The sequence below is a fragment of the Amycolatopsis sp. 195334CR genome (genome assembly GCF_017309385.1).
In the GTDB taxonomy this organism is placed as follows: domain Bacteria; phylum Actinomycetota; class Actinomycetes; order Mycobacteriales; family Pseudonocardiaceae; genus Amycolatopsis.
In genome coordinates, this window is record NZ_JAFJMJ010000002.1 from 699659 (window position 1) to 725826 (window position 26168).

A 26168-nucleotide genomic window follows, 5' to 3' on the forward strand; every position below is an offset into this window, starting at 1 on the left:
AGCCGATGAGGATCGCGATGGTCTCGGAGCACGCCAACCCGCTGGCGGCACTGGGCGGGGTGGACGCGGGCGGGCAGAACCTGCACGTGGCCGAGCTTTCGGCCGCGCTGGTCAGGGCGGGACATCGCGTCACCGTGCACACCCGGCGGGATGATCCGGACCAACCCGGCGAGGTGCTCACCTCGGCCGGGTTCACCGTGCGGCACGTGACAGCGGGTCCGGCCCGGCCGGTGCCGAAGGACGAACTCCTGCCGCACATGAACGAGTTCGCGTTGCGCCTGGAACAGGACTGGCTGGCCGAACCGCCGGACGTGGTCCACGCGCACTTCTGGATGTCGGGGCTGGCCTCGGTGCTGGCGGCGAAGTCCGCCGGCGTCCCGGTGGTCCAGACCTTCCACGCGCTCGGCGTGGTGAAGCGGCGGCACCAGGGCGAGGCGGACACCAGCCCGCCGGACCGGCTCCAGATCGAGCGCATGGTGGGCAAGCACGTGGCGCGGATCGCGGCGACCTGTTCGGACGAGGTGTTCGAGCTGATCCGGATGGGCGTGCCCCGGTCGGCGATCTCGGTGGTGCCGTGCGGGGTGGACCTGAGCCGGTTCGTCCCCACCGGGCCCGCCGAGGAGAAGGGCGCTCGGCACCGCCTGGTGGCCGTGGGCAGATTGGTGCCGCGCAAGGGTTTCTCCACCGCGATCGCGGCGTTGCGCGGGGTGCCGGACACCGAACTGGTGATCGCCGGCGGCGAGAACGGGCAGGAGCGGGAGGCCGCGCGGCTGCGCTGGTTCGCGGAGCGGATGGGCGTGGCGGACCGCGTGCACCTGCGGGGCGCGGTGTCCCGCGAGGACATGCCCGCGTTGCTGCGCTCGGCCGACCTGGTGGTCTGCACCCCGTGGTACGAGCCGTTCGGGATCGTGCCGCTGGAGGCGATGGCCTGCGGGGTGCCGGTGGTGGCCGCGGCGGTCGGCGGGCTGAGCGACACCGTGGTCGACGGGGTCACCGGGGCGCTGGTCCCACCGCGGCAACCGGGCCCGCTGGCGGCGAAGCTCCGCGAACTGCTGGCCGATCCGGGCGCGCGCGACGGTTTCTCCGCGGCGGCGGTGGACCGGGCCGGTGCGCGGTATTCCTGGGATCGCGTCGCCGCGGACACGAGCCGCGTCTACGCGAACGTGCTTTCCGCGCGGGTGACCGCGCCGATGGCGGCGGGTTCGGCGCGGTGAAGCGTTTCGCCCGGCGCTGACCGGGTAGCGGTAAGGAAAGAGCCAGGCACGATTCACGGAGGTGTGACCGGATGCGGATTCTCGGGATCAATGCCGTGTTCCACGACCCCGCGGCGGCCCTCGTGATCGACGGCCGGGTGGTGGCCGCGGCGGAGGAAGAACGGTTCAGCCGCCGCAAGCACGGCAAGCGGCCGGTGCCGTTCTCCGCCTGGGAGCAACCGGAACAGGCCGCGCGGTGGTGCCTGGAGCAGGGCGGCATCGACGTGTCCGAACTGGACGCGGTCGGGTATTCCTACGACCCCTCGCTGGTCGAACCCGACGGCGGTAGCCTGGATCCGGCGTGGGAGGAATTGCGCACCACCTATGCGCGCCGGGCCCCGCATTTCCTGAAAAGCGCGTTGCCGGGACTCGACCCGGATATCGTCCGGTTCGTCCGTCACCACGTCGCCCACGCGGCCTCGACCGGGCTCGCCGCACCATTCCGGGATTCGGCGGTCATGGTGGCCGACGGCCGTGGCGAGAACATTTCCTACCTGGCTGGGGAATACCGCGACGGCAAACTGCTGGAATGGGCCACCCAAGCGCTGCCCCACTCGCTGGGACTGCTCTACGAGGACCTCACCGAGCACCTCGGCTTCGCCCGGTCCAGTGACGAGTACAAGGTGATGGCGCTGGCCTCTTACGGCAGGCCGCGCTTCGAACGCGAGTTCCGGGAACTGGTGCACGTCACCGGCGACGGCGGCTTCCGCACCGAGCCGGTCGACTGGACCGCGTTCGCGCCCTACCGGAGCGGCGGGTTCGAGCAGGAGCACGCCGATCTGGCCGCGACCGTCCAAAAGCGACTCGAAGACGTGCTGCTCGAACTGGCGCGGTGGCTGCACGAGCAGACCGGGCAGAGCAGGCTGACGCTGGCCGGCGGCACCGCGCTCAACTGCGTGGCGAACAGCCGTCTGCACAACGAAGGGCCGTTCGAGGAGATCTGGGTGCAACCGGCATCCGGTGATTCGGGCACCGCCCTCGGCGCGGCACTGCACCTCGCCGCGGAAGCGGGTGAACCGATCGAGCCCATGCCCGGTGCCGACCTCGGCCGCGGCTGGACCGACGAGGAACTGCGGGGCTGGCTCGATCGCGCCGGGGTGCGGTACGAACGCCCGGACGACGTGGCGGACACCGTCGCCGAAGCCTTGGCGGACAACCGGGTTGTCGCCTGGTTCCAAGGCCGCGCCGAATTCGGGCCGAGGGCGCTGGGGCACCGTTCCCTGCTCGCGCACCCCGGGCACAAGGAGAACCTGGAGCGCCTCAACGACGTCAAGGGCCGTGAGCAGTTCCGGCCGGTGGCGCCGATGGTGCTCGCCGAGCGGGCGGCCGAGATCTTCGGTGGTGGTCCGCTGCCCAGCCCGTACATGCTCTTCGTGCACCGGGTCGCTCCCGAGTGGACGGACCGGATCCCGGCGGTGACCCATGTGGACGGTACCGCCCGCATCCAGACCGTGGCCGCCGAGGAAAAGCCGTTGCTGGCCAAGATGTTGCGCGGGTTCGCCGAGCGCACCGGCCTGCCGGTGGTGGTCAACACCAGCCTGAACACCGCGGGCCGCCCGATGGTCGACGACCCGCGCGACGCACTCGAATGCTTCGGCTCCAGCCCGGTCGACCTGCTGGCCATCGGCCCCTTCGTGGTGCGGAGGCGGTCATGACCGAGTACACCGTGGTGGTGCCGACCACCGGACGGCCGACCCTGCACACCCTGCTCGGCGGGCTCGACCACGGGGACGGCCCGGCGCCCGCGGAGATCATCGTGGTCGACGACCGGCCCGGCGGTGAGGAACTCGAACTGCCGCAGCTGACCTTGCCGGTCCGCGTGCTGCGCAGCGGCGGCCGCGGCCCGGCGGGTGCGCGGAACCTGGGCTGGCAGGCGGCGAACACCGAATGGATCGCCTTCCTCGACGACGACGTCCGCGTGCCCCACGACTGGCGGAAGCTCCTGGCCGAGGATCTGCGGGACGACGTCGACGCCTCGCAGGGACGGATTCACGTGCCCCTGCCACCGGACCGCCGCCCCACCGACGACGAGCGCGGCACGGCCGGACTCGCCACTGCCCGCTGGATCACCGCCGACATGGCCTACCGCCGCCGGGTGCTGGTCGCCGTGGGCGGTTTCGACGAACGCTTCCCCCGCGCCTTCCGGGAAGACGCCGATCTCGCCCTGCGCGCGGAGCGGGCGGGCCACCGGCTCGCGATGGGGGGCCGGGTCGCGATCCACCCCGCCCGCCGCGCCGACTTCTTCGCCAGCGTGCGCGCGCAACGCGGGAACGCCGACAACGCCTTGATGCGCGCGAAGTTCGGGCGCAACTGGCGCACCGACACCGGCGAAGGGCCCGGGCGCATCGGCAGGCACGCGCTGACCACCGCGAGCGCCGCCGCGGCGCTCGGCCTGGCGGTGGCGAAGCACCCGTTGGCCAAGTTCGCCGCCGGAGCCTGGCTGGGGTTGACCCTCGAGTTCGCCGCGCGCCGGATCCTGCCGGGGCCGAAGACGGCCGACGAACTCGCGCGCATGCTGGTGACGAGCGTGCTCATCCCGCCGGCCGCGTCGGCGTACCGGCTGGCCGGGGAACTCCGCGTGCGCTCGGCTCGCCCGCCCGCCGCGGTGCTGTTCGACCGCGACGACACGCTGATCACCGACGTGCCCTACCTCGCCGACGCGGATCAGGTCAAACCCCTGCCCGGTGTCGAGGAAGCGTTGCGGCGCCTGCGTTCGCGCGGTGTCCGCGTCGGTGTGGTGAGCAACCAGTCGGGGGTTTCGCACGGGCTGATCACCCCCGAGCAACTGACCGCGGTGAACTCCAAAGTGGACGAACTGCTCGGCCCGTTCGACACCTGGCAGGTCTGCGTGCACCGCGACGCCGACGCGTGCGGGTGCCGCAAACCCCAGCCGGGCCTGGTCGAACAGGCCGCGCGGGAACTGGACGTGCCGGTCGGGCGGTGCGTGGTCATCGGTGACATCGGCTCGGACGTGCGCGCGGCGCTGTCGGCGGGCGCGCGGGCGATCCTGGTGCCGACCGAGAAGACCAAGCCCGAGGAGATCGAGCACGCGCGCCGGTACGCCCAGGTCGCGGAAACCGTGGACGACGCCGTCGAATTGGTCTTCTCGTGAGCGGGCACGTGCTGGTGGTCCGGTCGGACAACCTCGGTGACGTGCTGCTGGCCGGGCCCGCGGTCCGCGCCGTGGCGGCCGGTGCCGGCGAGGTGACGTTCCTGGCGGGACCACGTGGCCGGGCGGCGGCGGAGCTGCTGCCCGGCGTGGACCGCGTGCTGGAGTGGTGCGCGCCGTGGATCGACCCGGAACCGCCCGAGGTCACCGCGGCGGGCATGGCCGCGTTCCGCGACCGGATCCACGCGCTGGCCCCGGATCGCGCCCTCGTGCTGACCTCGTTCCACCAGTCGCCGTTGCCGATGGCACTGGCCCTGCGGGAAGCCGGGGTGCGGTGGATCGGTGCGATCAGCGAGGACTACCCGGGCGCGCTGCTCGATCTGCGGCACCGGGTCGACGGTGATCCGCCCGAAGCGGAGCGGGCGCTGTCGCTGGCCGAGGCCGCCGGATTCCGGCTGCCCGCCGGTGACGACGGGGGGCTGGCGATCACCGGTCCACTGCCCGACGTTTCCGCGCTCACCGGCGAACCCGGTTACGTGGTCGTGCACCCCGCCGCGTCCGCGCCCGCCAGGGAATGGGGCGTGGACCGGTACGCGGCGGCGGTCCGGTTGCTGGTCGAGCACGGGCACCGGGTGGTGCTCACCGGCGCGCCCGGTGACCGGGAACTGACCCGGCGGATCGCCTGCCCCGGTGCGCTGGACCTGACCGGCCGCACCGGACTGGCCGGGCTGGCCGCGGTGCTGGCCGGGGCGGCGGTGGTGGTGGCGCCCAACACCGGACCCGCCCACCTCGCCGCCGCCGTGGGCACGCCGGTGGTCTCGCTGTTCGCCCCGGTGGTGCCCGCCGCCCGCTGGGCGCCCTACGGCGTGCCCGTGGTGCTGCTGGGCGACCAGGACGCGGCCTGCCGCGGCAGCCGGGCGAGGCAGTGCCCGGTGCCCGGCCACCCGTGCCTGGACCGGGTGGGCGTGGACGAGGTGCTGAACGCGGTGCGGCGGCTCACTTCGGTGGAACTGGAGCAAACGGGAGGTGCAGCGTGATCACGGAACATTTCACGGCGCTCAGTGAAGCGCTGGGGCGGCTGGGTTCGGCCGCCCCGACGATCGACCGGTGGGGACGGCACCTCGCCACCGTGCTGGGGTCCGGCGGGCGGCTGCTGGCCGCGGGAAACGGCGGCAGCGCCGCGGAAGCCCAGCACCTGACCGGCGAACTGGTCGGCCGGTACCTGCACGACCGGCCGCCGTTCTCGGCGATCGCGCTGCACGCGGACACCTCCGCCGGTACCGCGATCGTCAACGACTACGGCGAGCAGGAACTGTTCGCCCGCCAGGTGCAGGCCCACGGCCGCGCCGGGGACGTGCTGGTGCTGCTGTCCACCAGCGGCCGCAGCCAGAACGTCTGCGCCGCCGCGAAGGTCGCGCACGAGGAGGGCTTGACCACCTGGGCGATGACCGGCCCGCTGCCGAACAACCTGGCCGCGTTGTGCGACGACACCATCGCCGTCGAAGCCGAGTCCACCGCGACCGTGCAGGAGGCGCACCTGGCGATCGTGCACACCCTCTGCGCGGTCTTCGACCGGGCCATCGGCGTGGAAGGCATGGTCGCGTGAGCCCCGCCGGACGAGGTCCGCTGGTCGTCGTCGGCGACGCGCTGCTCGACGTCGACGTGGACGGCACCGCGGACCGGTTGTGCCCCGACGCCCCGGTCCCGGTGGTGGACGTGGTGCGCGAGTGGCAGCGCCCCGGGGGCGCGGGCCTGGCCGCCAAGCTCGCCGCGCGCTCGGCGCCGGAGGTCGTGCTGCTCACCGCGCTCGGTGACGACGAGGCGGGCGAGCGGCTGCGGGCGTTGCTGGGCACCGAGGTCGACGTGCTCGCCCTGCCGCTGGCGGGCGGCACTCCGAGCAAGAAGCGGATCCGCGCGGGTGGTCAGCCGATCGTCCGCCTCGACGAGGGCGACGGGCGGCTGGCCGACGTCCGGTCCCACGCCGGCGCCACCGAACTGCTGCGGAGTGCGTCCGGGGTGCTGGTCGCCGACTACGGCCGGGGCGTCGCGGCCAACGCGATGATCCGCCGCCTGCTCGCCGAAGCGGCCCGCCGGGTGCCGCTGGTGTGGGACCCGCACCCCCGCGGTGCCCCGCCGGTGCGCGGCAGCAGGCTGGTCACGCCCAACGACAGCGAGGCCGCGCGGTTCGCCGGTGGCCAGGGACCGCCCGACGAGCTGGCCCGGACCCTGCGGATGACCTGGGGCTGTGCCGCTGTCGCGGTGACGCTGGGCGCCGACGGCGCGGTGCTCGCCGACGCCGAGCAGACCCGGATGACCGTGGTGCCCGACGGGTGCCGCGTCTCCGCCGGTTCGCGGCCGGACACCTGCGGCGCGGGCGACCGGTTCTCCAGCGCCGCGGCGGCCGCGCTGCACGACGGCGCCGACACCGCCGAAGCCGTGGACATCGCGGTCGAGGCGGCGGCCCGGTTCGTCGCGGCGGGTGCGGCGGGCTCGCTCTCCGAACAACCACCCCTGCCGCGCGGGGCCTTGGAAGCCGCCGGGCAGTCGGCGTTCGCGCTGGCGGCGAAGGTCCGGGCCCGCGGCGGGAAGCTGGTGGCCACCGGCGGCTGCTTCGACCTGCTGCACCCCGGCCACCTGACCTTGCTGGAACACGCCCGCTCGCTGGGGGACGCGCTGGTCGTCTGCCTGAACTCCGACGAATCCGTCCGGCGCCTGAAGGGCGAGACCCGGCCGATCCTGGCCGCGCCCGACCGGGCCCGGCTGCTGAACGGCCTCGCCGCGGTCGACGCGGTGGTGGTGTTCGGCGAGGACACCCCGGAACGGGTGCTCGACCGGCTCGCCCCGGACGTGTGGGTCAAGGGCGGCGACTACGCCGGGCCGGACCTGCCCGAGGCCGGGGTGGTCCGGCGGCACGGCGGCGAAGTCGTGCTGGTGCCGGTGCTGGACGGCTACTCGACCAGCCGCCTGGTCGCCCGATGAGCGTTGTGCGAAGGAGGAACATGACAGAGCTGGGCACGGTACTGATCTCCGGCGGCGCCTCCGGACTCGGTGCCGCCACGGTCGAAGCGGTGCGGGAAGCCGGTGGCTCCCCGGTGGTGCTCGACCGCGATCCGCCCGCGAGCGGCGTGCCGCACGAGCGGGTCGACGTGACCGACACCGAGGCGACCACCGCGGCGGTGCACCGGCTCGCCGAGGAAGCGGGTGGGCTCGACGCGGTGTTCACCGCGGCGGGCGTGGACGTGCCGGGCACGCTGACCTCGGTGCCGGTGGACACCTGGGAGAACGTGGTCCGGGTCAACCTGTTCGGCACCGCCGCCGTGGTGCGGGCCGCCCTGCCGCACCTCGAGCGCTCGCGGGGTTCGGTGGTCACCTGCGCCTCCACCCTCGGCATCAAGGCGGTCAGCGACGCCACCGCCTACTGCGCCGGGAAGTTCGGCGTGGTCGGCTTCACCAGGGCGCTGGCCGCGGAGACGGCCGGCCGGGTCGGGGTCACCCTGCTGGTGCCCGGCGGCATGCACACCGCCTTCTTCGACGCCAGGGAGGACCGGTACAAACCACCGGCGGACGCGAAGCTGAACCGGCCGGAGGACGTGGCCAGGACCGTGGTGTTCGCGCTGAGCCAGCCGGCCGGCTCTCAGGTGCGTGAGCTCGTGGTCTGCTCGGACGAAGAATCCTCCTGGCCATGAGCGGGGTACTGGTGCTGCGCGCGCTCGGGCTCGGGGATCTGCTGGTCGCCGTGCCCGCGCTGCGCGGGCTGCGGCGCGCGTTCCCCGGCGAACGGATCACGCTGGCCGCGCCCGAACAGTTCCGCGACCTGCTTTCCGAGGTCGTGGACGAGGTGCTGCCGACGTCGGGGCTCGGCGCGTTGCGTGCCCCGCCCGAGCGTCCTTCGGTGCTGGTCAACCTGCACGGCAGCGGGCCGGAAAGCCTCGCGGATCTCGACGCGGTGGCTGAGGGCGCACCGGTGCTGACCCACGCCCACCCCGCCTTCCCGCACCACCAAGGTCCACAGTGGATCGAAGACCAGCCGGAACGGGTGCGCTGGTGCCGGTTGCTGGCCCACTACGGGATCGACGCGGACCCTGACGAACTGGGCATCGCGCGACCCGGCGAACCGAGCCCGGCCCCCGGCGCGGTGGTGGTGCACCCGGGGGCCGCCTTCGCTGCCCGGCGCTGGCCCGCCGCGCGGTTTTCCGCCGTCGCCAGGGAATTGGCGGCGACCGGGTGGCGCGTGGTGATCACCGGTTCGGCGGCGGAGCGGGAGCTGGCCGAGGAAGTGGCCGCGGGCGCCGGGCTCGGCCCCGGCGCGGTTTTCGCCGGGCGGACCGATCTCCGGACGCTGACCGCCCTGGTTTCCGAGGCGTGCCTGCTGGTCTGCGGGGACACCGGGGTGGCGCACCTGGCCACCGCCCGCGGCACCGCCTCGGTCCTGCTGTTCGGGCCCACGCCGCCGTCGCGGTGGGGGCCACCACCCGGCCGGCCGGAGCACGTCGTGCTCTGGCCGGGCACCACCGGCGACCCGTTCGCCGCCCGCCCGGACCCCGGCCTGCTGCGGATCGAGGTCCCCGACGTGGTGTCGGCCGCCCGGCTGGCACTGGGAGGTGTGCGTGATGGCTGAGCGTCCGGTCGGGGTGGTCGGGGCCGGGTACGTCGGCCTGACCACCGCCGCCTGCCTGGCCCACCTGGGGCACCGGGTGACCTGCACGGAGATCGACGAGTCCAAAGTGGACAAACTGGGCCGCGGTGAGGTGCCGATCAGCGAACCCGGCCTGGCCGAGCTGGTCGCCGAGGGACTCGGCACCGGGCGGCTGCGGTTCACCACCTCGGCCGCCGGACTGCGGGACGCCGAAGTCGTCTTCGTCTGCGTGCCGACGCCGATGGGGGAGCGGGGCGAAGCGGACCTGAGCGCGCTGGAGTCGGCGCTGCGGGACCTGGGCGCGCGGCTCGCGCCCGGTACCGTGCTGGTGCTCAAGTCGACCGTGCCGGTGGGCACCACCGCCCGCGTGCCCGAGCTGACCGGCCGCGACGACCTCCCGGCGGTGAGCAATCCCGAGTTCCTGCGCGAGGGGTTCGCCGTGCGGGACTTCCTCGAACCCGACCGGATCGTGCTCGGCGGCGACCAGGGACTGGACCGGGTGGCGGCGTTGTACACCGCGCTGGACGCCCCGGTGATCCGCACCAACGCGGCGAGCGCCGAACTCGGGAAGTACGCCAGCAACGCCTTTCTCGCGTTGAAGCTGTCCTACGCCAACGAACTGGCCGAGCTGTGCGAACAGGTCGGCGCGGACGTCCGGCAGGTGACCACGACGATGGGGCTCGACGACCGGATCGGCCCGGCCTTCCTGCGGCCCGGCCCCGGCTGGGGCGGGTCCTGCCTGCCGAAGGACGTGGCGGCGCTGCGGCGGTCCGCGAGCGACCGCGGCCTGCGGTTCGGGTTGCTGCGGGCCGCCGAGCGCACCAACACCGCCCAGCACGAGCGGATCGTCGGCAAGGTCCAGGAACTGCTCACCGGCTCGCCCTACGGCTCACCGGCCGGCGCCAGGATCGGCCTGCTCGGCCTGACCTTCAAGGCGGGCACCGACGATCTGCGGGATTCACCGGCACTGGCGATCGCCGCCCGGCTCGCCGCGCGGGGCGCGGTGCTGACCGGGTACGACCCCGCGGTGCCCGCGGCCAGGGGCGGCCCGCTCGCCGACGTGCACGTGGTGGACGACCCGTTGCTGGTGGCCAAGGACGCCGCCGCACTGGTGGTGCTCACCGAATGGCCCGAGTTCCGCGAACTGGACTGGGCGCAGCTGGCCCAGCTCGCCGAGCGCCCCGCGGTGGTCGACACCCGGAACCTGCTGGACGCCGAACGCCTGGCGGGGCACGGGTTCACCTGCCGGGGCCTCGGCGTCCCGATCGGATGAGGAGAGTCCATGCCCAAGATCAGCGAACTGCTCACCACCGCCCGGCAGGCCCAGCGGGGCTGGGCCGCCACCCCGGTCACCGAGCGGGGTGCCGCGTTGCGGGCGGCCGCCGCGGCCCTGCGGGAGCGGGTGGGGGAACTGGCCAAGGCCAACGAATCCGACACCGGCCGCCCGGAAACCGAAGCGGCCGAGGGGGTGCTCGCCGGGGCCGGGACGCTGGAGCAGTACGCCGAACTGGGCCCGGCGCACCGCGGCCGCACGTTGCGCGGTGACCTGTCGGCGACGGACTTCATGGTGCCCGAACCCCGGGGCGTGGTGGTCGCGCTGACGCCGTGGAACGACCCGGTGGCCGTCTCGTGCGGGCTGCTCGGCGCGGCACTGGTCACCGGGAACGCGGTGGTGCACAAGCCGAGCGAGCGCGCACCGCTGACCGGCGCGCTGCTCGGCGAGATCCTCGAGGACTGCCTCCCGGACGGCGTGCTGCGCACCGTGCCCGGTGACGGGCTGGTCGGCGCGGAGCTGGCCGGGCACCACGGGGTCGACCTGGTCGCGCACGTGGGCAGCGTCCGCGCCGGGCGCGCGATCGCGCTGGCCACCGCGCGCACCGGGGCGAAGGCGTTGCTGGAGAACGGCGGCAACGATCCGCTGGTGGTCGACGGGGACGTCGATCCGGCCTGGGCGGCGGGTCAGGCGGCGCTGGGCGCGTTCGCCAACTCCGGGCAGATCTGCGTCGCGGTGGAACGGATCTACGTGCACGAGGCCATCGCCGAGCCGTTCCTGGCGGCGCTGGCGGTCGAAGCCCGTTCGCGCGGTCTGCTCCCGCTGGTGGACAACCGGCAGCGCGACGAGGTCGACGCGCACGTCCGCGACGCGGTGGCGAACGGTGCCCGGCTGGTGACCGGCGGGGAGCCGCCCGCGGGCCCGCAGTACCCGGCCACCGTGCTCACCGGCTGCACCGGAGCGCTGCGCGTGATGCGGGAGGAGACGTTCGGCCCGGTCGCGCCGGTGCAGGTGGTCCGCGACTTCGACGAGGGCATGGCCGAAGCGGCCACCGGCGAGTACGGGCTCGCGGCCACCGTGCTGACCCGGTCGATGGCGCACGCGCAGCGGGCGTGGCGTGAACTGCCCGTGGGCACGGTGAAGGTGAACTCCGTCTTCGGCGGTGCGCCCGGCGGTGCGGCCGAGCCGCGAGGCGTCAGCGGCAACGGTTTCGGCTACGGCCCGGAACTCCTCGACGAGATGACCACGACGAAGGTGGTGCACCTCGAAGCCGCGCCATGATCGAGCTCGCCGTGGCGGTCGGACGGGGGCGTGCGCCGTCCGCGGCGGGCCGTGATGGTGCCCTCGGCCTGGCCGATCAGGCCTTGCCGGTCCAGCGCAACGGGATCCGTTCGGGTTCGGCCCGGCTGACCGCGTCGGTCTCGGCGATGGCCAGCGAAGCGTGCGTGGCCGGCAGCAGCACCAGGTTCGGGTCCACCTCGGCCAGTCCGCCCGGCCTGCTGGAGTAGAGCGGACCGCAGTGCAGCGTTGCCTCACCACCGCACGCAGTTCCGTGCCCACCTCGCCCACCGCCGCGGGATCGAGATCGCCCCTGAGCCCCACCACCACCGCGGCATCCGCCGACACGTCCGCGCGCCTTGTCATCTCCACCCCGCCGTCGGGCCCAACCGTCACGAGGACTCGCGCGAGCTACGCGAGCGCGGTCGCGGAAGGCGGAAAACCCGGCGCCCCAGGGGCTTTCGCCCGTTCCGGTGAGGGCTCAGGCGGTGTCCGGCAAGTCAGGCTCGCCGGACATCGCCTACGCGGGGTCCATCCCGCCGCGGTCGCCGTCGGGGTCGTCCAGGTCCTCGTCCGCGGGACCGGGGTGCTGGTCGCGGTAGGTCGGCTCGGTGTGCTCATCGCCGATGTCCGCGTCCTCCTCCATGCTCTCGGCCGTCACCGGGTCGATCTCCGGGGTGCTCATTTCGCCTCCAGTTCGCGGTGGACGGTGTCGTAGCAGTCGTACTCCCGCTCGGGCAGCGTGCCCAGCCGTCCGATCACCTGGTCGCCTGCCCCTTCGGCGGTGGCGGCACGCAGGAGTTCGGCGCGGTCGCACGGGTAACGGACGCCGGTCAGGTAGCTCTGCACCTCGGGCATGTCTCCTCCTTTCATTCGGCGGCGGAGCCGGGTTCGGACATCCGGCGGTGCTGCCGGGCCACGGCCGGGTCGGGCAGGACGTTGCCCGCGGCCGCCTGGACCTTGTTCTTCGGCGAGCCGGCCACCACGTGGTCCTCACCGGCCATCAGCGCGTCGTACCCCTGCTTGGCGACCACCGCCGCGCTGTCCTTGTCGCCCGCGCCGACCTTGGTGTCGAGCATGTCCGCGCGGTCGAAGAACTCGGTCTCGGTGGGGCCGGGCATCAGCGTGGTCACCGTGACCCCGGTCTCGCGCAGTTCCTCGCGCAGCGCTTCGGCGAACGACTTGAGGAATGCCTTCGACGCGTTGTAGACGGACTGGAACGGTCCCGGCGCGGTGGCGGCGACCGAGGAGGTGAACAGCACGCGGCCCGAACCGCGCTCGGTCATCGGCGGCAGCAGCCGGTGGGCCAGGTGCACCGAGGAACGCACGTTGAGGTCCACCACGGCCAGGTTGTCCTCCAGCGAGGTGCCGCCGACGAAGGCGCCACCCGCACCGACCCCGGCGTTCAGCGCGAGCGCGGCCACCGGGCGGCCGCTCGCCGCGACCTCGTCCGCCAGCTTGTCCACTCCCCCCTCGGTGGCGAGATCGGCCCGCACGGTGTCCACGCGGGTCCCGAATTCGCGTACTTCTTCCGCGGCGGCGACCAGTTCATCGTCTTCGGCGGTCACCAGCACGTCGAAACCGTGCTTGGCGAACTGCTTGGCCAGTTCGAGCCCGATCCCGCTGGACGCGCCGGTCACCACGGCATAGGGCTTGCCCATCGTCGAGTTCATGCCCTTCGGCTACCCGTCGGCGGGCCCCCCGACACCCGCCCGCGGGTCGGCGCGGTGACGCGGGCAGGCGGTGCACACCATGGTCTGGCCGATCGCGGTGCCGTTGTCCGCCACCAGCCGGGCGACGTGCAGGGTCGGGTGACCGCAGTGCTCGCACGGCAGGGCGGCGCTTTCGGGGTCGATCTGGAGGCGGGTGCTCATCGTGTGCTGCCTTTCGCCGGTGTGGGGGAACCGGTCGGCTACCCGGCACGCCGCCGGATAGCCGCCAGCGCCGCGCGCGTCACCCGATCGGCGGTGCGGCGCGGTTCGGCCGGGCCAGGGCGGGTACCCGGGCCTGTTGGCGCCGACGTCGTGGGCGGAGCGTGGACCGATGAGCAGTACCGCAGGATGGGCACCGCCGAGGTGGGGCTTCCGGTGGCCGCGCACCGGGCGCCACCCCGAATCCGATCGGCTGGCCGAGCTGGTCTGCCGGGTCACCGTGGGCATCGGCCTGCCCCGGCGCGACTCGGTCCGGATCTGCCGCCAGCTGCGCCGCGAAGGCCTCCTGCCGCGGTCACCCCGGCTGTCGCGGACCGAACGCGACGACGTGGTGGCGGCACTGCGCACCGCGCTGGAGTCGCGTGTGGACAAAGAGGTGCTGGACCAGGTGGTGGTGGACGCGGTCCTCCTCGATGAGTACCACACCCTGCCCGAGGCGCAGCGCGAAGTGCTGCGCGCGGTGCTCTGGGGCGGGCGCAGCGTGGACGAGCTCGCCGACGACCTCGACGTGTCCATCCTCGAAGTGCACGCCCGGCTGCGCGACGGCCTCCGCATGCTCACCTCGGGTGAACTCAACCGGACGGCGGACCTTCGAAATCCTCCGGGGTGACCTCGTCGAGCTGCCCGCGGAACTCCGCGATCTGCTGCTCCGGGTCGTCCTCGACCACCTTCAATTCCGTCGCGGCCGTCGCCAGGACGGACTCGGCCACCTGAAGCGGTGCGTCGGCCCGCACGCCGATGGCCACGGCGTCGCTGGGCCGCGCCGAGACGCGCAGGCCGTTGTCGAGGACGAGTTCGGCGAAGAACACGTCCGCGTCCAGCGCCGTCACCTCCACGCACTGGACCTGCCTGCCGAAGGCGGCGAGCACCTGCCCGATCAGTTCGACCGTGTCCGGCCGGGCGTTGGCGAGTTGCTCGCACGCCGCGACCAGCGCGACCGCCTCGGGGGAACCGATCGAGATCGGCAGCCACCGCCGCGCCCCGGAGATCTCCCGGAGCAGCATCACCGGGGTTTCGTGGGGCGGCAGGAGCGCGACCCCGTGCACGTGTACGGGGATCAACGGCGGACCTCCTCGGTTCGGCGGGACAACATCAATCGGGGTATCAATCGGGGTGCAGTGGCGGGGTGGCGTGGCCTTCCCCGCTGTGCAGCCCGGCGAGCAGTTCGCCGACCGCTTCCCAGGCGGTGACGCGGGGGACCCAGCCGAGCTGGTCCCTGGCCCGGCCGGTGTCCATCAACGGCAGCCTGGCCACCGTGTCGAACAGGCCGGGATCGACCGGGAGCGCGCGGGCGTGCCAGGCACCCGCGAGCATCGTCCGCGCCACCGACCTCGGCAACCGGACGGTGCGCTTGCCCAGGTGGGCCGCCAGGCCCCGCGCGTCGATCGGCGGTTCGGCCGCCAGGTTGAACGCGCCCCGCACGGGCCGCAGCAGCGCGCGGCGGACCGCGTCGGCGACGTCGTCGGCGTGCACGACCTGCACCCGCAGCCCGGGAACGTCCGGCACGACGGGCAGCCACTCGGGCCGGATGAGTTGCCCCGGCACCAGCGGACCGGCGAAGATGCGCCGCTGCTCCGGTGCGGCGGGCCGCTGGAACACGAACGCCGGGCGCAGCCGCACCACCCGCAGTTCCGGGTAGGCCCGCTCGAAGGCGTCCAGGCAACGCTCCAAATAGGACTTCTCCCGCGGGTAGGCGGCACCGGGCCAGCCGTGGGTCGGCCAGTCCTCGGCCACGCGGTCGTCCTTCGGCCCGGGGGCGTACGTGCCCACCGACGAGGCGTGGACCAGCGTCGCGCCGGCCCGTGCCGCGGCTTCGAACACCCGCAGGGAGCCGAGCACGTTCGCTTCCCAGGTCCGTTCCGGGTGCCGGGCGGGCTGGAACTGCCACGCCAGGTGCACCACCGCGTCGGCGCCGGTGAAGTCCGGTTCCTCGGTGGCCACGTCGATCTCGGCGAACTCGACGCCTTCCGGCCGCCACGCCGGGCGCCGTCGCGCCAGCCCGGTCACCGAGGTCACCGCCGGTTCCCCGGCCAGCGCGCGGAGCACCGCCACGCCGAGATTGCCGGTCGCGCCGGTGACGATCACGTGGGACATACCCCTCCGGTACCCGGCCACGGCTCCGGCAAACGAAGCCAGAACACCGGCCAGGAATCGCCGCGGTGGTTGCCGTGGCCGGGCGTGATCCGGTAGATCTGGCTGGCGATCGCGCGTTCACGACGATTGACAACGTTGTCACCAAGGTCAGAGGTGGAGCACCATGAGCGTCGAGCCCTCCCGCCGGACGGTCCTGCAAGCGTTCGGCCTCGCGCTGGTGGCCACCGGACTGGTGACCCCGGCCGCCCGGGCCAGGCCGGGTGCGGCGCCCGGCGGTGCCCCCGACGCGGTGGCGGCCGCCTACCACTCGGCACTGCTGCGGCACACGCGCTGGGCCGAGCAGCAGTTCGACCGGGCCGCGGGCATCTACCCGGCCAAGGACTTCACCTTCGCGGTCGTGCTCGGCAACGCGGTCCTGCTGACCCGCGACGGCTACGACGCGGCGGCCGCCGGGGTCGAACGGGAGGTGCTGCACCGGCACACCGTCGACACCATCCGGCACTTCGCCCGCTCGAACCGGGTGCTCGGCGGGACCGAATGGGGGAAGCGGCTGTTCTTCGACACCACCTTCCAGTCCTACTTCCAGCTCGCCGGCCGTCTGCTGTGGACGGACCTCGACGCGGAGACCAGGGCGAACCTGGACCGGATAGCCGGCGGCCAGGCGGAGTACACGGCGAGCCTCGGCACCGGCAACGACCCGATGTCGGGCGACTGGACGCCGCGCGGGTTGTCCGGCGGGTACGTCGGGGACACCAAGCTGGAGGAGATGGGCGTCTACACCCAGGCGCTGGCCCCGGGCCTCGCGTGGGCGCCGTCGGACGCGCGCGCCGCGGCGTGGCGGGAGTGGTTCGGCAAGTGGAGCCGCAACGAGGGCGGACTGCCGCCGGCGGACCTGGCCAACCCGCGGGTGGTGGACGGCGTGCCGATCTCGGCCAACACGGCGGAGAACCTGTACGACACCTTCCTGGTCGAGAACCACGGCTCGTTCGGCCCGCACTACCAGGAGGAGCTGTGGCGCACCTCTGGCCGCAACGCCCTGCACTTCCTGCTCGCCGGGCAACCGCTGCCGGAGGTGCTCACCGCGCAGCCGAACGGCGAACGGCTGTGGCACACCATGCTGCTGATGGCGAGCGACGCGGGCGAGCCGCTGATGCCGATGGTGGCCGACCGCGAGCACCTCTACGGTCGTGACGTGCTCCCGCTCGCCTTCCGCGCCCAGGTCCTCGGAGACCGTTACGCCGCACGGGCCGAGGCCCAGCTGGCCGAGCGACTCCAGCCGTACCAGGCCTTCCCGCCGGTCGACCGGCTCACGAAGTTCTCCGGTGAGCCCAAGTACGAGCCGGAAGCCCGGGCGGAGATCGCGATCAGCTACCTGCTGCACGAGTGGCGCGCGAATGACCCGGTGCGGCCGGTGAGCCAGGAGGAGTTCAACGCCTACGCCGTGGGCACCCGCGATTTCGGGGCGGGTCCGGGACTGCTGGCGCACCGGACGCCGAGCGCGTGGGCGGCGGCGGTCAGCAAACCGGGCTACACCAAGTTCGCCTGGCAACCGCGCCACGACGACTGGCTCTTCGGGGTCAGCGGCAGCACGCCGATGCTCCTGCCGTCGACGGCGCTGAAGCCGGTCGAACGGCGCGCCACGGCCTGGACGAAGGTGCGCGACGGGTTCGACGGCACCGCCGCGGTGCTGAAGTTCGACCAGGGGTACGCCGGTTTCGCCACCCTGCCCTCGGGTGCCGCGGTCTACGCGACGACCGGACTGGCAGCGGGCGAGGGCGCGGTGTCGGTGTACAACCTCGACATGCCGGGCATGCCGGGGCTGACCGGGAGCCGTACCTACCGCACGGCCGAGGGCTCGGTCACCGTCCCGGTCCCGCCGGCGCCCCCGGCGGGCGGGCGGACCGACGAGGTGTCCTTCCCGGCGGTGACCGCGCGCTACGTCCGGATGCTCGGGGTGCTCCCGGATCCGGCGTACGGCTATTCCCTGTGGTCCTTCGAAGTCCGTGACGGCGCGGGCGGAACCGACCTCGCCAGGACGGGCACCGCGTCGGCATCCTCCTTCACACCGGGCCGGGAAGCGAAGTACGCGATCGATGGCAGCGCCACCACCCGCTGGGCGGTGTCCACAGTGGATCGTCCACGCGCGGACAGCTGGCTCGCCGTCGATCTCGGCTCCGCGGTGGAGTTCGACCGGGTCAAGATCGCGTGGGAAGCCGCGGCGGGCCGCCGCTACCGCGTCGAGACCTCGCCGGACGGGCTCTCCTGGACCACCGCCGCGACCCATCCGCTCCCGGCGGTCAGCACCACCGGCGGCTGGCTCGACGTCGACGGGCGCGCCGGGTTCGCCGTCTCCGGTTCCCCGCACCCGATCACCGTCACCGGCAACCAGATCCTGCTGTCCGACGGTGCCGCGGCACCGCTGCAGGTCGAATGCCACCCGGATCCCCGCGCGCTGCCCGTGGCCGGGGCGCGGCCGGTCGCCGACGTCGCCGCCGTGCGCACCTCGGTGCTCGACGGGCACCTCGTCCTGTTCAACCTGTCCGGCTCGGCCGCGACGGCGACCGTCGCGCTACCGGCGACGGAGGGCGTGGTCCCGCTGTACCGCGGTGATCAGGTGACCACAAAGGACGGTAGTGCGCTGGCGGTTTCGCTGGCCGCGGCGGAAGGGCGTGTCGAACCGGCGTGGTTCACCGTCCAGGTCGACGGCGGGCGGACCGGCCTGCGGGCCTCGGTCGCCGATGCCGCCACGCTCCGGCTCACCGCGCCCGCCGGGGACGTGGTCCGCTGCCGGGTGCAGCCCGTCGGTGAACCCGCTCGGCAGGTCGCCGTTCCCGGCGGCCGGACGGTCACGGTCACCGCGCGCACCACCCGGCCGTACCCGCTCGGCGACCTCGCGCTCGGGGCCACGGTGTTCCCGGCGGAGCCGCTGCCCGCGGGGATGTCCGCACCGGGTGCCGCGGTCGACGACAACGACCGGACCTCCTGGCAGCCGGGCACCGACGGCCGGATGGTCGTCGACCTCGGTGCGGTCCGGGCGCTCGGGCAGGCCGAGCTGACCTGGACCGCCGACGCGGTACCGGACATGGTCCTCGAAACCAGCGTCGACGGGCGCACCTACACAGCCGTCCCCGCGACACCCCGGCGACGACGCGACACGGTGCCGCTGAACGGTTCCGCCCGGTACGTGGCGGTGCGGGTGCGAGGCGCGGCGACCGCGGCACTGGTCAGTTTCCGGATCCTTCCCGGAAACTGACCGCCACCGCGTGGAAGCGTTCCAGCTCTCCCCGGATGTCCGGGCCGCAGGGCTGGAACACGATCTCGGTGACCCCGCGGGCCGCGAGCCCGGCGAGCTTGTGCCGGATCTGGTCGCCGGTGCCGCTGAGGGTGACGTCGGTGAGGATCGTGTGGCCGCCCGCGTCCCACGCCGCGCGGTCGGCCTCGTTCAGCTCGACGCAGTGTCCGGAGTGGACGGACAGGTGCCGGTCGGCGGGCGGGGTGCGGTCGACCACCGCGAGCCACTGCTCGCCGCCGGGCAGCGCGCGGACGGCGTCAGGACCTTCGAACTCGTAGGTGCCGTGGTAGGCCAGCGCCCAGCCGGGCCCGCCCGCGGTCCTGGCGTGCTCGGAGTCCAGCGCCTCGCCTTCGTCCAGCACGGTTCCCCAGGCCAGGAACGGCACCCACGCGTACTCGCCGGCGAACTCCGGCGGCTGCCGGGTCGTGTACAGCCCGTCGGCGTGCTTCTTCGCCACCTCGTTGCCCTTCGGCCCGAGCGCGGCGACCAGGACCGGCACCTCGACCGGGCGGGCGGGCGCGTGCCCGCCGGGGTGGAGCATCCGCATCCGCTTGCCTTCCCACGCCACGGTTTCACCCCGCAGCAGGCCGCGGTAGGCGGTGAGGTAGGCGTCCATGAACGACCAGCCGACCGCCCCGTACCCCATGGCGCGGCGGCCGGAGAACCCGGTGCCGAAGGCGATCGCCACCCGGCCGGGGGCGAGCGCGGCCAGGGTGGCGGTCGCGGCCGCGTTGGCCATCGGGTGGCGCAGGCTGGGGACGAGCACCCCGGGGCCGAGGCCGATGCGGTCGGTCCGCGCCGCGGCGAGGGCGAGCGTCATCCACACGTCCGGGCTCTGCTGCGGGGTGTCGTAGACCCAGGCGCGGGTGTAGCCCAGCTCTTCGGCCACCGCGATGTGCCCGGGGGTGTCGAGAGTGGTCGGGAAGGCGCACGCTACGTCCAACGGTTTCCTCCATCGCGGGGCGGGACGGATCAGGGCAGGCCGGCGTGCGGGACGTCGACCCGGCACGCGAGCAACTCGGCTTCGCGGGCCGCGCGACGTTCGTGCTCGGCGAAGGAGGGCGCGGCGCAGGCGAACAGCGTCCGGCCGTCGGCACCGCCGAGCATGCACGCGTAGACACCCATCTTGGTGGCGATCTCCTGGGCCACCTCCCCGCCTTCGCGGACCCGGAGCAGCCGCGCGTGCGTCGCGTCGGCAACCCAGATGGCACCTTCGGCGTCGGCGCAGATGCCGTCCGGCGCCACGGCGAGCCGGGTCACCGCGGTCTCGACCTCTTCGGTCCCCGGCGGCTCGCCGAACGCCGCCCACACGCGCCTGCCGGACAGCCCGCCGTCGGCGTCGATGTCGAACGCGGTCAGCCGCCCGGCGAAGGTCTCGGCCACGACCAGCACCCCGCCGGGCAGGATCACCATGCCGTTGGGGAAGTGCAGGCCGTCGGCCACCGTGGTGAGCGAGCCGTCGGGGTCGACGCGGGTGAGCACGGTGTCGCGCAGCGCGGCGCCGCTCATCAGGTCGAAGCCGAAGTTGCCGACGTAGGCGCGGCCACGCTCGTCGACCACCATGTCGTTGAGCGCGGCCGGTACCGCGCCGGAGAGGTCGGCGTGCTCGGACAGGCGGCCCGAGTCCTCGCGTACCAGGATCCGGCGGTCGCGCATGGAGACGATCAGCGCGCGCCCGTCGGGCAGGAAGCCGAGGCCGGAGGGCTGGCCCGGCACCTCGGCGATCACTTCGGTATCGCCGCGGTCGTCGGTGGCGACGACCCGGTTGGTGTAGAAGTCCGAGACCCACAGACGCCCGTCTCGCCAGCGGGGGCATTCCAAGAACGAGTAGCCGTCGAGCACGACGGACATCTCCGGTGGCCTCACCCAGCGAATGGTTGCCCCGCGCCGGGTTCGTGTCAAGGTGCGGTCATCCGGTTTGTCCTAACAGGACAGTGTCGGTGCTGCTTTGTCCAAAGAGGACTTTATCGCCGAGATCGTCCAGGTCGGCGGTGGGAGAAGTGGGGTCTTGTGTTCGGCTGTGACCTGTGGCACAGTCAAATGTCACCGAGTGCCATTCAGATGGCATCCAGTGTCATTGGAGATCGTCTTGAGCGAAGACGCCCTGCACGCCGCGGCCAGCCGCAAGGCGGCGTTCCGGCTGCTGCCGATCCTGTGCCTGGTCTACTTCATGGCCTTCGTCGACCGGACCAACGTCGGCCTGGCCAAGACCTCGCTGGAAGCCGACGTGGGCATCAGCGCCGCGGCGTACGGCGTCGGCGCGGGCATCTTCTTCCTCAGCTACGCGCTGCTGGAGGTGCCGAGCAACCTGGTCATGCACCGCGTCGGGCCGCGGCGGTGGATCACCCGGATCGCGGTGACCTGGGGCGCGTTGTGCGCCTGCATGATGTTCGTGCAGGACGAGTTCTCGTTCTACGTGGTGCGGTTCCTGCTCGGCGCGGCGGAAGCCGGGCTGTACCCGGCGCTGATGTACATCGTCACCCTGTGGTTCTCGCAGAAGCAGCGGGTGACCATCGTCGGCATCATCTACCTCGCGGTGTGCGCCGGGCTCGCCCTCGGCGGCCCGCTCGGGGGCGCGCTGATGGAGCTCCACGGCGCGGGCGGGTTGTTCGGCTGGCAGTGGATGTTCCTGGTCGAGGGCCTGGTCACCATCGTGGTCGCGGGGTTCGTCTGGCGCCTGGTGCCCGACCGGCCCGCGGACGCGCCGTGGCTGACCGAACGCGAGGCGAGCGTGCTGGCCGACCGCGCGGTGGTGCGCACCGCGCCGGAGCACAGCACGCTGAAGGGCAACTTCCGGGTCGCCTTCGGCAGGCCGTTCATCCTCGCGCTGTCCGCGGTGTACTTCGCCAACCAGGTCAACAGCGTGGCGATCCAGTACAACTTCCCGTCCATCGTGGAGAGCCTGGACGTCGAGGGCTCGTTCCTGATCGGGCTGGTGAGCGGCAGCGTCGGCATCGGCGCGTTCCTCGGCGTGCTCCTCATCCCGTGGGTGCAGCGCCGGATGCGCGACGAGATGCGCGTGCTGATGCTGGTGACCGTGGCGACGGCACTGGTGGCGATCGCCTACGCCCTCGCCGACGGCGCCCTCGCGCGCATCCTGCTCATCGATCTCGCCATGCTCCTGCTGGTCGGTGTCCTCCCGCTCTACTGGTCGGTCGCGATGGCGCGGATGACCGGCCTGATGGCGGCGGCGGGGCTGGCGTTCATCAACACGGTCGGCCTGCTCGGCGGATTCGTCGGCCCGTACCTGTACGGGTTCGCGGAGGGGCGGGGGAACGAGTACACCGTGCTCATCGGCGCTTCCGTGCTCGGCGTGCTGCTGATTCCGCTGCTGTGGCGGGCCCTGCGTTCCGAGGACCGGCAGGCCGTTTCCGTGGCCGGTGAGAAATGACCAGGCGGTTCACGGCACTCCTGCTCGGGTTCGCGGTGGTGGCCACCCTGGTCACCGCCCCCGCCACGAGCGCGCACGGGGCCGCGGTGCGGCGCACGGACCTCGGTCTGGTCAAGGGCGTCGACGAGAGCGGAACCCAGTCCTGGCGCGGCATCCCGTACGCCGAGCCACCCGTCGGGCCGTTGCGCTGGCGCGCGCCGGTGACCCACCGCCCGTGGCACGGGGTGCGCGAGGCCCGTGAGTTCGGCAACGGGTGTGTCCAAGAAGGACGGTTCTTCAGCCCCGCGCCGAGCGGCCCGCACTACGGGCTCGACATCCGCGACGGGCTGAAGAAACCCGTCGGTGCCGAGGACTGCCTGACGCTCAACGTGTTCCGCCCGTCGGCCCCGCGGCGGAACCTTCCGGTGATCGTTTTTGTGCACGGCGGCAGCAACGTGGTCGGCTACTCGGCCGACCCGATGTACGACGGGCGGGAACTGGCGCGGCGGGCCGACGCGGTGGTGGTCACGGTCAACTACCGCGTCGGCGTGTTCGGCTGGTTCGACCTGCCCGGGCTCAAGACCGGTGATCCGTACGGCGATTCGGGCAACTTCGGCACGCTGGACCAGATCGAGGCGCTCCGGTTCGTGCACCGCAACGCGGCCGCGTTCGGCGGGGACGCGGGGAACGTGACCGTGATGGGGGAGTCCGCCGGCGCGGTCAACGTGTGGGCGCTGATGGTCTCGCCGTTGAGCAAGGGGTTGCTGCACAAGGCGATCCCGCTCAGCGGCGGGTGGTCGTTCGAGACCCCGGCGGCGGCGCGGACCTACGCCGATCGGTTCGTCACCGAGGCGGTGGGGGACGCCGGTGACGCGGTGACCAGGCTGCGGGCGCTGCCCGCCGACGACCTGATCCGCGCCCAGGTGCGCGCCGGCGATCCACCCCGGGTGCTCAACGACGGCACCGTGCTGCCGGTGGACCACCGCGCGGCCGTCGCGGCGGGGGAGTACCGCGACATCCCCGTCCTGGCGGGCAACACCGCGGAGGAGGGCAAGCTCTTCGGCGGGGTCATCGGTGCCCACCGCCCGAGCGACTACGACCGCTTCACCCTGCAGTACTTCTTCGACCCCGACCGGCCGTCACCGCTGACCGCCCGCGACCTGATCGCCGACCGCTACCTGCCCGTCGACGCCCCCGGCGGCTGGAACGAGGCGTCGGCGCAGGTGGGCGACGCCATCTTCCAGGGCATCGTCGAGGATTCGATGAACACGCTGCGCCAGGCAGGGAACGACCGGCTGTACTACTACCGGTTCGGCTGGAACCAGCAGCCGGCGCCGTTCGACGTGGTCTACGGCGCCGCGCACGCGATGGACCTGCCGTTCCTCTTCCGCTCCTTCGACGAGGGGTACTTCGCGTTCTCGTTCAGCCGGCGCAACGAGCCCGGCAGGCTGGCGCTGTCGGACCTGATGATCGACAGCGTCCGCGTGTTCGTGCGCACGGGGAGTCCGCAGCACCCCGGCCTCGGCGCGCGGTGGGGCCAGTGGCCGCGCAGCATGGACCTGGACGCGGGCGACACGACGGCGACCGCGCGTCCCGGCACGTTCGGACACTAGACTCGCCGGACGAGGGGAGGGCCTGTGGCGGTCGACCGCGCGTTGGAGACGAAGTACCGCATCGCCGAGACGGCGATGGCGTTGTTCCTGGAACAGGGCTACGAGACCGTGACCGTGGAGGCCGTCGCCGACGCGTCCCAGGTCTCGCGGCGGACCGTGTTCCGGCACTTCGGCGGCAAGGACGAACTGGCGTTCCCCGATCACTCCGCCCGCCTGGAGCTGCTCTCGCGCAACCTGGGGCCGCCCAGCGGGGGCCGGACGCCGGTGGACGTGGTCATCGCGGCCACCGAGGCGTCGCTGCTCGACTTCCTCAGCCGTCCCGAGCTGGTGCTCCGCCGCTACCGCCTGACCCGCCTGGTCCCGGAACTGCGGCGGCGCGAGGTGCTGGAGCACGAGCGGTACGTGGCGCTGACCAGGGCCTACCTGCGTGACCACCTGCCTGCCGACAGCCCGCCGTTCCTGCCGATGGCGATGGCCGCGCTGATCGACGCGATGCACCGCTCGGCACTGGGCAACTTCGCCCGCAGCGACGGCACGGCCGACGCGTTCGCCGAGCTGAAGGAGGGCATGGAGTGGATACATCGCATGCTCGCCGCCGGATCGGCGACCGAGAGCCGGCTGCTGCTCGCCGTCCTGCCGGACACCGCCGCCGTGCGCCAGTCCCTGACCGCGCTCCGCGCCGAAGCCGAAGACCTGCGCTGAGCGCGGGTCAGGGCGGGTCCGCGCCGGGCAGGTCCAGTTCGGTGTGCCGGTGGGTGAGCGTGTCCGCCAGGTTGAACAGTTTGACGTTGAGGTCCTGCGAGGCGGCCCGCAGCAGGGCGAACGCCTCGTCGGCGTCCAGCCCCCGCCGGGCCATGATGATGCCCTTGGCCTGGCCGATCAGGTCCCGCCGGTCCAGCGCGCCGCGGATCCGGGTGCGCTGGAGTTCGGCGCGGCTGACCGCGTCGGTCTCGGCGATGGCCAGCGTGGCGTGGGTGGCCAGCAGCAGCACCAGGTCGAGATCGGTGCCGGTCAGCCCGCCGGGCCGGCTGGAGTAGAGGTTCAGCGCGCCGGACAGGCATCGGGGCCCAGCGCGGCCAGGGCGCGCCTTCGCGCAGGTCGTGGCAGGTGACGAACTCGGGTCCGCCCGGTGCGGCCGCGTCCCAGCCCAGCCCCTCGTGGAGGCGGTTCCGCGCCAGGTCGAGTTGCTCGGCCACCGGATCGGTGTGCACCGCGGTGTGCAGTTCCGCGGTCCGGCCGCGCAGGGAGAGCGACACCGGTGGCGTCGACGATGCGCTGGAGGACTTCGCCGACGGTGTGGGCGCGCATCAGCGCCTCGGTGAGCGTGGAGAACGCGGTCGCGGTGGTGCCGGCGGCGGGCTGGGTGCCGGACAGCGCGTCGGTGATCGCCAGGCCCGCCGCGGTGCAGGCCTGGTAGGCGGGGGAGTCCGGGCTGCAGATCAGGCAGAGCCGCACGCCCCTGGCCTGGCAGTGCGCCCCCAGCTCGGTGAGCAGCCGGGTGCCCGCCGCGTCCACGGTGCTCACCTCGCTGAGGTCGACCACCAGCGAGGTCGGCGGGGTGAGCGGTTCGACGACCTCGTGCAGCTGGGCGCGCACCTCGGATGCTCGCGCGACGCCGAGGTCGCCGCCGAGCCGGACCACCGCGGCGGCGTCCGCCCGGATCCGGGCGTCTTCCATGGGCACAACGATAGTGCGCGCCCGCCGGTCGCCGGGAGGTTTAACCACGTCGTGGGCGGGCATTGCTGGAAGGTGGAACACGAAGGCGTGCGACGCATCGCCGACCGCCTGCGCACCCTGGCCGCGGCGGCCGACACCGACGCACTGGCCGCCGAGCTGACGCTGGTGGTGAGCACCGATCCCGCGGCCGTGGTCGGGGAGCTGGTGGTGGACTGCGCGAACGCGGTGGCGGCCAGGAGCTCGCCATTGGGCGTCGAGGACGTGTTCACCGTCTTCGTGCACGACACCGGCGGACGGCCGGTGTCCATCGACGACCTCGAACCGGGTATCCGGGCGGCCCTGCGCGCGATCGTGGCCGAGCTGAACGGGGATTCCGGCGCGCGGGACGCGGAGGTCGGGCTGGCCGTCGCCGGTTCCTCGCTGGAGGCGCTCCGGGCGATCACCCACTGCCTGCGCTGGAGCACCGATCTGGCGGCGGGGGGTGCGCTGCCCGCGTTCAGCTGCAGCCTGCCGGACTGACCGCGTGACGTTTCCCGTCGGCTGGTGTCATGGGGGTACCGGGTGCCGTCAGGAAGGTAGTGCGCATGCGCGGGTGGAGGCGTCGGCTGACGGGGTCGCGGGGGTGGCGCCGGGCGGTGCTGA

The 26168-nt window shown here is 73.2% G+C and carries 26 protein-coding genes; 16 read left to right on the plus strand and 10 right to left on the minus strand.

The window, feature by feature from the left end; translation table 11 throughout:
• Positions 1 to 5 precede the first annotated feature (5 nt).
• The 10 genes from JYK18_RS26210 to JYK18_RS26255 all read left to right on the plus strand — a co-directional run bounded on the left by JYK18_RS26210 (position 6) and on the right by JYK18_RS26255 (position 11552).
• On the plus strand, positions 6 to 1214 hold the full coding sequence (locus tag JYK18_RS26210) for a glycosyltransferase (RefSeq protein WP_206806140.1): 1209 nt from the start codon (positions 6 to 8) through the stop codon (positions 1212 to 1214).
• Positions 1215 to 1285: 71 nt separating this feature from the next.
• The gene (locus tag JYK18_RS26215) at positions 1286 to 2908 is read left to right on the plus strand and encodes a carbamoyltransferase C-terminal domain-containing protein (RefSeq protein WP_206806141.1); all 1623 of its coding nucleotides are present in this window, start codon (positions 1286 to 1288) and stop codon (positions 2906 to 2908) included.
• A complete protein-coding gene (locus JYK18_RS26220) occupies positions 2905 to 4365 on the plus strand; it encodes an HAD-IIIA family hydrolase (protein WP_206806142.1) in 1461 nt (486 codons plus the stop codon). Before JYK18_RS26215 ends, JYK18_RS26220 begins: the two co-directional genes overlap by 4 nt.
• Positions 4362 to 5399, plus strand: coding sequence for a glycosyltransferase family 9 protein (locus JYK18_RS26225; RefSeq protein ID WP_206806143.1), 1038 nt, complete (start codon positions 4362 to 4364; stop codon positions 5397 to 5399). The genes JYK18_RS26220 and JYK18_RS26225 overlap by 4 nt, the downstream gene beginning before the upstream one ends.
• Positions 5396 to 5968 carry an SIS domain-containing protein gene (locus tag JYK18_RS26230; protein ID WP_206806144.1) on the plus strand — a complete coding sequence of 191 codons (573 nt, stop codon included), beginning with the start codon at positions 5396 to 5398 and terminating at the stop codon, positions 5966 to 5968. Before JYK18_RS26225 ends, JYK18_RS26230 begins: the two co-directional genes overlap by 4 nt.
• Positions 5965 to 7341 carry a PfkB family carbohydrate kinase gene (locus JYK18_RS26235; RefSeq protein ID WP_206806145.1) on the plus strand — a complete coding sequence of 459 codons (1377 nt, stop codon included), beginning with the start codon at positions 5965 to 5967 and terminating at the stop codon, positions 7339 to 7341. Before JYK18_RS26230 ends, JYK18_RS26235 begins: the two co-directional genes overlap by 4 nt.
• Before the next feature lie 20 nt (positions 7342 to 7361).
• Positions 7362 to 8048, plus strand: a complete 687-nt coding sequence (locus JYK18_RS26240; RefSeq protein ID WP_206806146.1) for an SDR family oxidoreductase — start codon at positions 7362 to 7364, stop codon at positions 8046 to 8048.
• Positions 8045 to 8980 carry a glycosyltransferase family 9 protein gene (locus tag JYK18_RS26245; protein ID WP_206806147.1) on the plus strand — a complete coding sequence of 312 codons (936 nt, stop codon included), beginning with the start codon at positions 8045 to 8047 and terminating at the stop codon, positions 8978 to 8980. The genes JYK18_RS26240 and JYK18_RS26245 overlap by 4 nt, the downstream gene beginning before the upstream one ends.
• On the plus strand, positions 8973 to 10271 hold the full coding sequence (locus JYK18_RS26250) for a UDP-glucose/GDP-mannose dehydrogenase family protein (protein WP_206806148.1): 1299 nt from the start codon (positions 8973 to 8975) through the stop codon (positions 10269 to 10271). The genes JYK18_RS26245 and JYK18_RS26250 overlap by 8 nt, the downstream gene beginning before the upstream one ends.
• A gap of 9 nt (positions 10272 to 10280) precedes the next feature.
• Positions 10281 to 11552, plus strand: a complete 1272-nt coding sequence (locus tag JYK18_RS26255; RefSeq protein WP_206806149.1) for an aldehyde dehydrogenase — start codon at positions 10281 to 10283, stop codon at positions 11550 to 11552.
• Positions 11553 to 12069: 517 nt separating this feature from the next.
• On the opposite strand, the gene JYK18_RS26260 is transcribed toward JYK18_RS26255, so the two are convergent.
• From JYK18_RS26260 to JYK18_RS26275, 4 genes are read right to left on the minus strand one after another with little or no spacing between them, the layout of a single operon-like run.
• Positions 12070 to 12234: a hypothetical protein gene (locus JYK18_RS26260; protein ID WP_206806150.1), complete on the minus strand. Its 165-nt coding sequence runs from the start codon at positions 12232 to 12234 to the stop codon at positions 12070 to 12072.
• Complete coding sequence (locus JYK18_RS26265) at positions 12231 to 12407, minus strand: DUF2795 domain-containing protein (RefSeq protein WP_206806151.1); 177 nt, start codon at positions 12405 to 12407, stop codon at positions 12231 to 12233. The genes JYK18_RS26260 and JYK18_RS26265 overlap by 4 nt, the downstream gene beginning before the upstream one ends.
• Positions 12408 to 12418: 11 nt before the next feature.
• The gene (locus JYK18_RS26270; RefSeq protein WP_206806152.1) at positions 12419 to 13222 is read right to left on the minus strand and encodes an SDR family oxidoreductase; all 804 of its coding nucleotides are present in this window, start codon (positions 13220 to 13222) and stop codon (positions 12419 to 12421) included.
• Between the two features lie 9 nt (positions 13223 to 13231).
• Entirely contained in the window at positions 13232 to 13423 is a 192-nt protein-coding gene (locus JYK18_RS26275) for a hypothetical protein (protein WP_206806153.1), read from the minus strand.
• A 169-nt stretch (positions 13424 to 13592) separates the two neighbouring features.
• Here JYK18_RS26275 and JYK18_RS26280 point away from each other — a divergent pair, with 169 nt between their 5' ends.
• The gene (locus JYK18_RS26280; RefSeq protein WP_206806154.1) at positions 13593 to 14090 is read left to right on the plus strand and encodes a sigma factor-like helix-turn-helix DNA-binding protein; all 498 of its coding nucleotides are present in this window, start codon (positions 13593 to 13595) and stop codon (positions 14088 to 14090) included.
• Here the strand turns inward: JYK18_RS26280 and JYK18_RS26285 are convergent.
• Positions 14053 to 14541, minus strand: a complete 489-nt coding sequence (locus tag JYK18_RS26285; protein WP_206806155.1) for a bifunctional nuclease family protein — start codon at positions 14539 to 14541, stop codon at positions 14053 to 14055. The genes JYK18_RS26280 and JYK18_RS26285 overlap by 38 nt on opposite strands.
• 43 nt (positions 14542 to 14584) lie before the next feature.
• Entirely contained in the window at positions 14585 to 15574 is a 990-nt protein-coding gene (locus tag JYK18_RS26290) for an NAD-dependent epimerase/dehydratase family protein (RefSeq protein WP_206806156.1), read from the minus strand.
• Positions 15575 to 15737: 163 nt separating this feature from the next.
• Here JYK18_RS26290 and JYK18_RS26295 point away from each other — a divergent pair, with 163 nt between their 5' ends.
• Complete coding sequence (locus JYK18_RS26295; protein WP_206806157.1) at positions 15738 to 18827, plus strand: discoidin domain-containing protein; 3090 nt, start codon at positions 15738 to 15740, stop codon at positions 18825 to 18827.
• Here JYK18_RS26295 and JYK18_RS26300 read toward each other — a convergent pair.
• Together JYK18_RS26300 and JYK18_RS26305 are read right to left on the minus strand one after the other, a co-directional pair.
• Positions 18799 to 19809: an LLM class flavin-dependent oxidoreductase gene (locus JYK18_RS26300; RefSeq protein WP_206806158.1), complete on the minus strand. Its 1011-nt coding sequence runs from the start codon at positions 19807 to 19809 to the stop codon at positions 18799 to 18801. The two genes, JYK18_RS26295 and JYK18_RS26300, sit on opposite strands and share 29 nt — an antisense overlap.
• A 29-nt stretch (positions 19810 to 19838) precedes the next feature.
• On the minus strand, positions 19839 to 20732 hold the full coding sequence (locus JYK18_RS26305; protein WP_307796070.1) for an SMP-30/gluconolactonase/LRE family protein: 894 nt from the start codon (positions 20730 to 20732) through the stop codon (positions 19839 to 19841).
• A gap of 223 nt (positions 20733 to 20955) precedes the next feature.
• On the opposite strand from JYK18_RS26305, the gene JYK18_RS26310 reads away from it, so the two are divergent.
• Genes JYK18_RS26310 through JYK18_RS26320 form a run of 3 tightly spaced genes read left to right on the plus strand, consistent with a single transcriptional unit; the run spans position 20956 to position 24551 of the window.
• Positions 20956 to 22257, plus strand: a complete 1302-nt coding sequence (locus JYK18_RS26310) for an MFS transporter (RefSeq protein ID WP_206806159.1) — start codon at positions 20956 to 20958, stop codon at positions 22255 to 22257.
• Positions 22254 to 23849 (plus strand): carboxylesterase/lipase family protein, encoded by a 1596-nt coding sequence (locus JYK18_RS26315; protein ID WP_206806160.1) that lies wholly within the window; start codon positions 22254 to 22256, stop codon positions 23847 to 23849. The genes JYK18_RS26310 and JYK18_RS26315 overlap by 4 nt, the downstream gene beginning before the upstream one ends.
• Before the next feature lie 24 nt (positions 23850 to 23873).
• Positions 23874 to 24551: a TetR/AcrR family transcriptional regulator gene (locus tag JYK18_RS26320; protein ID WP_206806161.1), complete on the plus strand. Its 678-nt coding sequence runs from the start codon at positions 23874 to 23876 to the stop codon at positions 24549 to 24551.
• 7 nt (positions 24552 to 24558) lie between these two features.
• Here JYK18_RS26320 and JYK18_RS26325 read toward each other — a convergent pair whose 3' ends face one another.
• Positions 24559 to 24840 carry an ANTAR domain-containing protein gene (locus JYK18_RS26325; protein ID WP_206806162.1) on the minus strand — a complete coding sequence of 94 codons (282 nt, stop codon included), beginning with the start codon at positions 24838 to 24840 and terminating at the stop codon, positions 24559 to 24561.
• A 50-nt stretch (positions 24841 to 24890) separates the two neighbouring features.
• Positions 24891 to 25526, minus strand: a complete 636-nt coding sequence (locus JYK18_RS26330) for an STAS domain-containing protein (protein WP_206806163.1) — start codon at positions 25524 to 25526, stop codon at positions 24891 to 24893.
• Between the two features lie 87 nt (positions 25527 to 25613).
• Here JYK18_RS26330 and JYK18_RS26335 point away from each other — a divergent pair, with 87 nt between their 5' ends.
• Positions 25614 to 26045 carry a hypothetical protein gene (locus tag JYK18_RS26335; protein ID WP_206806164.1) on the plus strand — a complete coding sequence of 144 codons (432 nt, stop codon included), beginning with the start codon at positions 25614 to 25616 and terminating at the stop codon, positions 26043 to 26045.
• Positions 26046 to 26168 lie beyond the last annotated feature (123 nt).

Bases quoted from the DNA above. Each gene is read 5' to 3' on its own strand.
- JYK18_RS26210 (WP_206806140.1), top strand. From the start codon at position 6: ATGAGGATCGCGATGGTCTCGGAGCACGCCAACCCGCTGGCGGCACTG.
- JYK18_RS26215 (WP_206806141.1), top strand. From the start codon at position 1,286: ATGCGGATTCTCGGGATCAATGCCGTGTTCCACGACCCCGCGGCGGCC.
- JYK18_RS26220 (WP_206806142.1), top strand. From the start codon at position 2,905: ATGACCGAGTACACCGTGGTGGTGCCGACCACCGGACGGCCGACCCTG.
- JYK18_RS26240 (WP_206806146.1), top strand. From the start codon at position 7,362: ATGACAGAGCTGGGCACGGTACTGATCTCCGGCGGCGCCTCCGGACTC.
- JYK18_RS26245 (WP_206806147.1), top strand. From the start codon at position 8,045: ATGAGCGGGGTACTGGTGCTGCGCGCGCTCGGGCTCGGGGATCTGCTG.
- JYK18_RS26250 (WP_206806148.1), top strand. From the start codon at position 8,973: ATGGCTGAGCGTCCGGTCGGGGTGGTCGGGGCCGGGTACGTCGGCCTG.
- JYK18_RS26255 (WP_206806149.1), top strand. From the start codon at position 10,281: ATGCCCAAGATCAGCGAACTGCTCACCACCGCCCGGCAGGCCCAGCGG.
- JYK18_RS26260 (WP_206806150.1), bottom strand. From the start codon at position 12,234: ATGAGCACCCCGGAGATCGACCCGGTGACGGCCGAGAGCATGGAGGAG.
- JYK18_RS26265 (WP_206806151.1), bottom strand. From the start codon at position 12,407: ATGCCCGAGGTGCAGAGCTACCTGACCGGCGTCCGTTACCCGTGCGAC.
- JYK18_RS26270 (WP_206806152.1), bottom strand. From the start codon at position 13,222: ATGAACTCGACGATGGGCAAGCCCTATGCCGTGGTGACCGGCGCGTCC.
- JYK18_RS26275 (WP_206806153.1), bottom strand. From the start codon at position 13,423: ATGAGCACCCGCCTCCAGATCGACCCCGAAAGCGCCGCCCTGCCGTGC.
- JYK18_RS26280 (WP_206806154.1), top strand. From the start codon at position 13,593: ATGAGCAGTACCGCAGGATGGGCACCGCCGAGGTGGGGCTTCCGGTGG.
- JYK18_RS26290 (WP_206806156.1), bottom strand. From the start codon at position 15,574: ATGTCCCACGTGATCGTCACCGGCGCGACCGGCAATCTCGGCGTGGCG.
- JYK18_RS26295 (WP_206806157.1), top strand. From the start codon at position 15,738: ATGAGCGTCGAGCCCTCCCGCCGGACGGTCCTGCAAGCGTTCGGCCTC.
- JYK18_RS26315 (WP_206806160.1), top strand. From the start codon at position 22,254: ATGACCAGGCGGTTCACGGCACTCCTGCTCGGGTTCGCGGTGGTGGCC.
- JYK18_RS26330 (WP_206806163.1), bottom strand. From the start codon at position 25,526: ATGGAAGACGCCCGGATCCGGGCGGACGCCGCCGCGGTGGTCCGGCTC.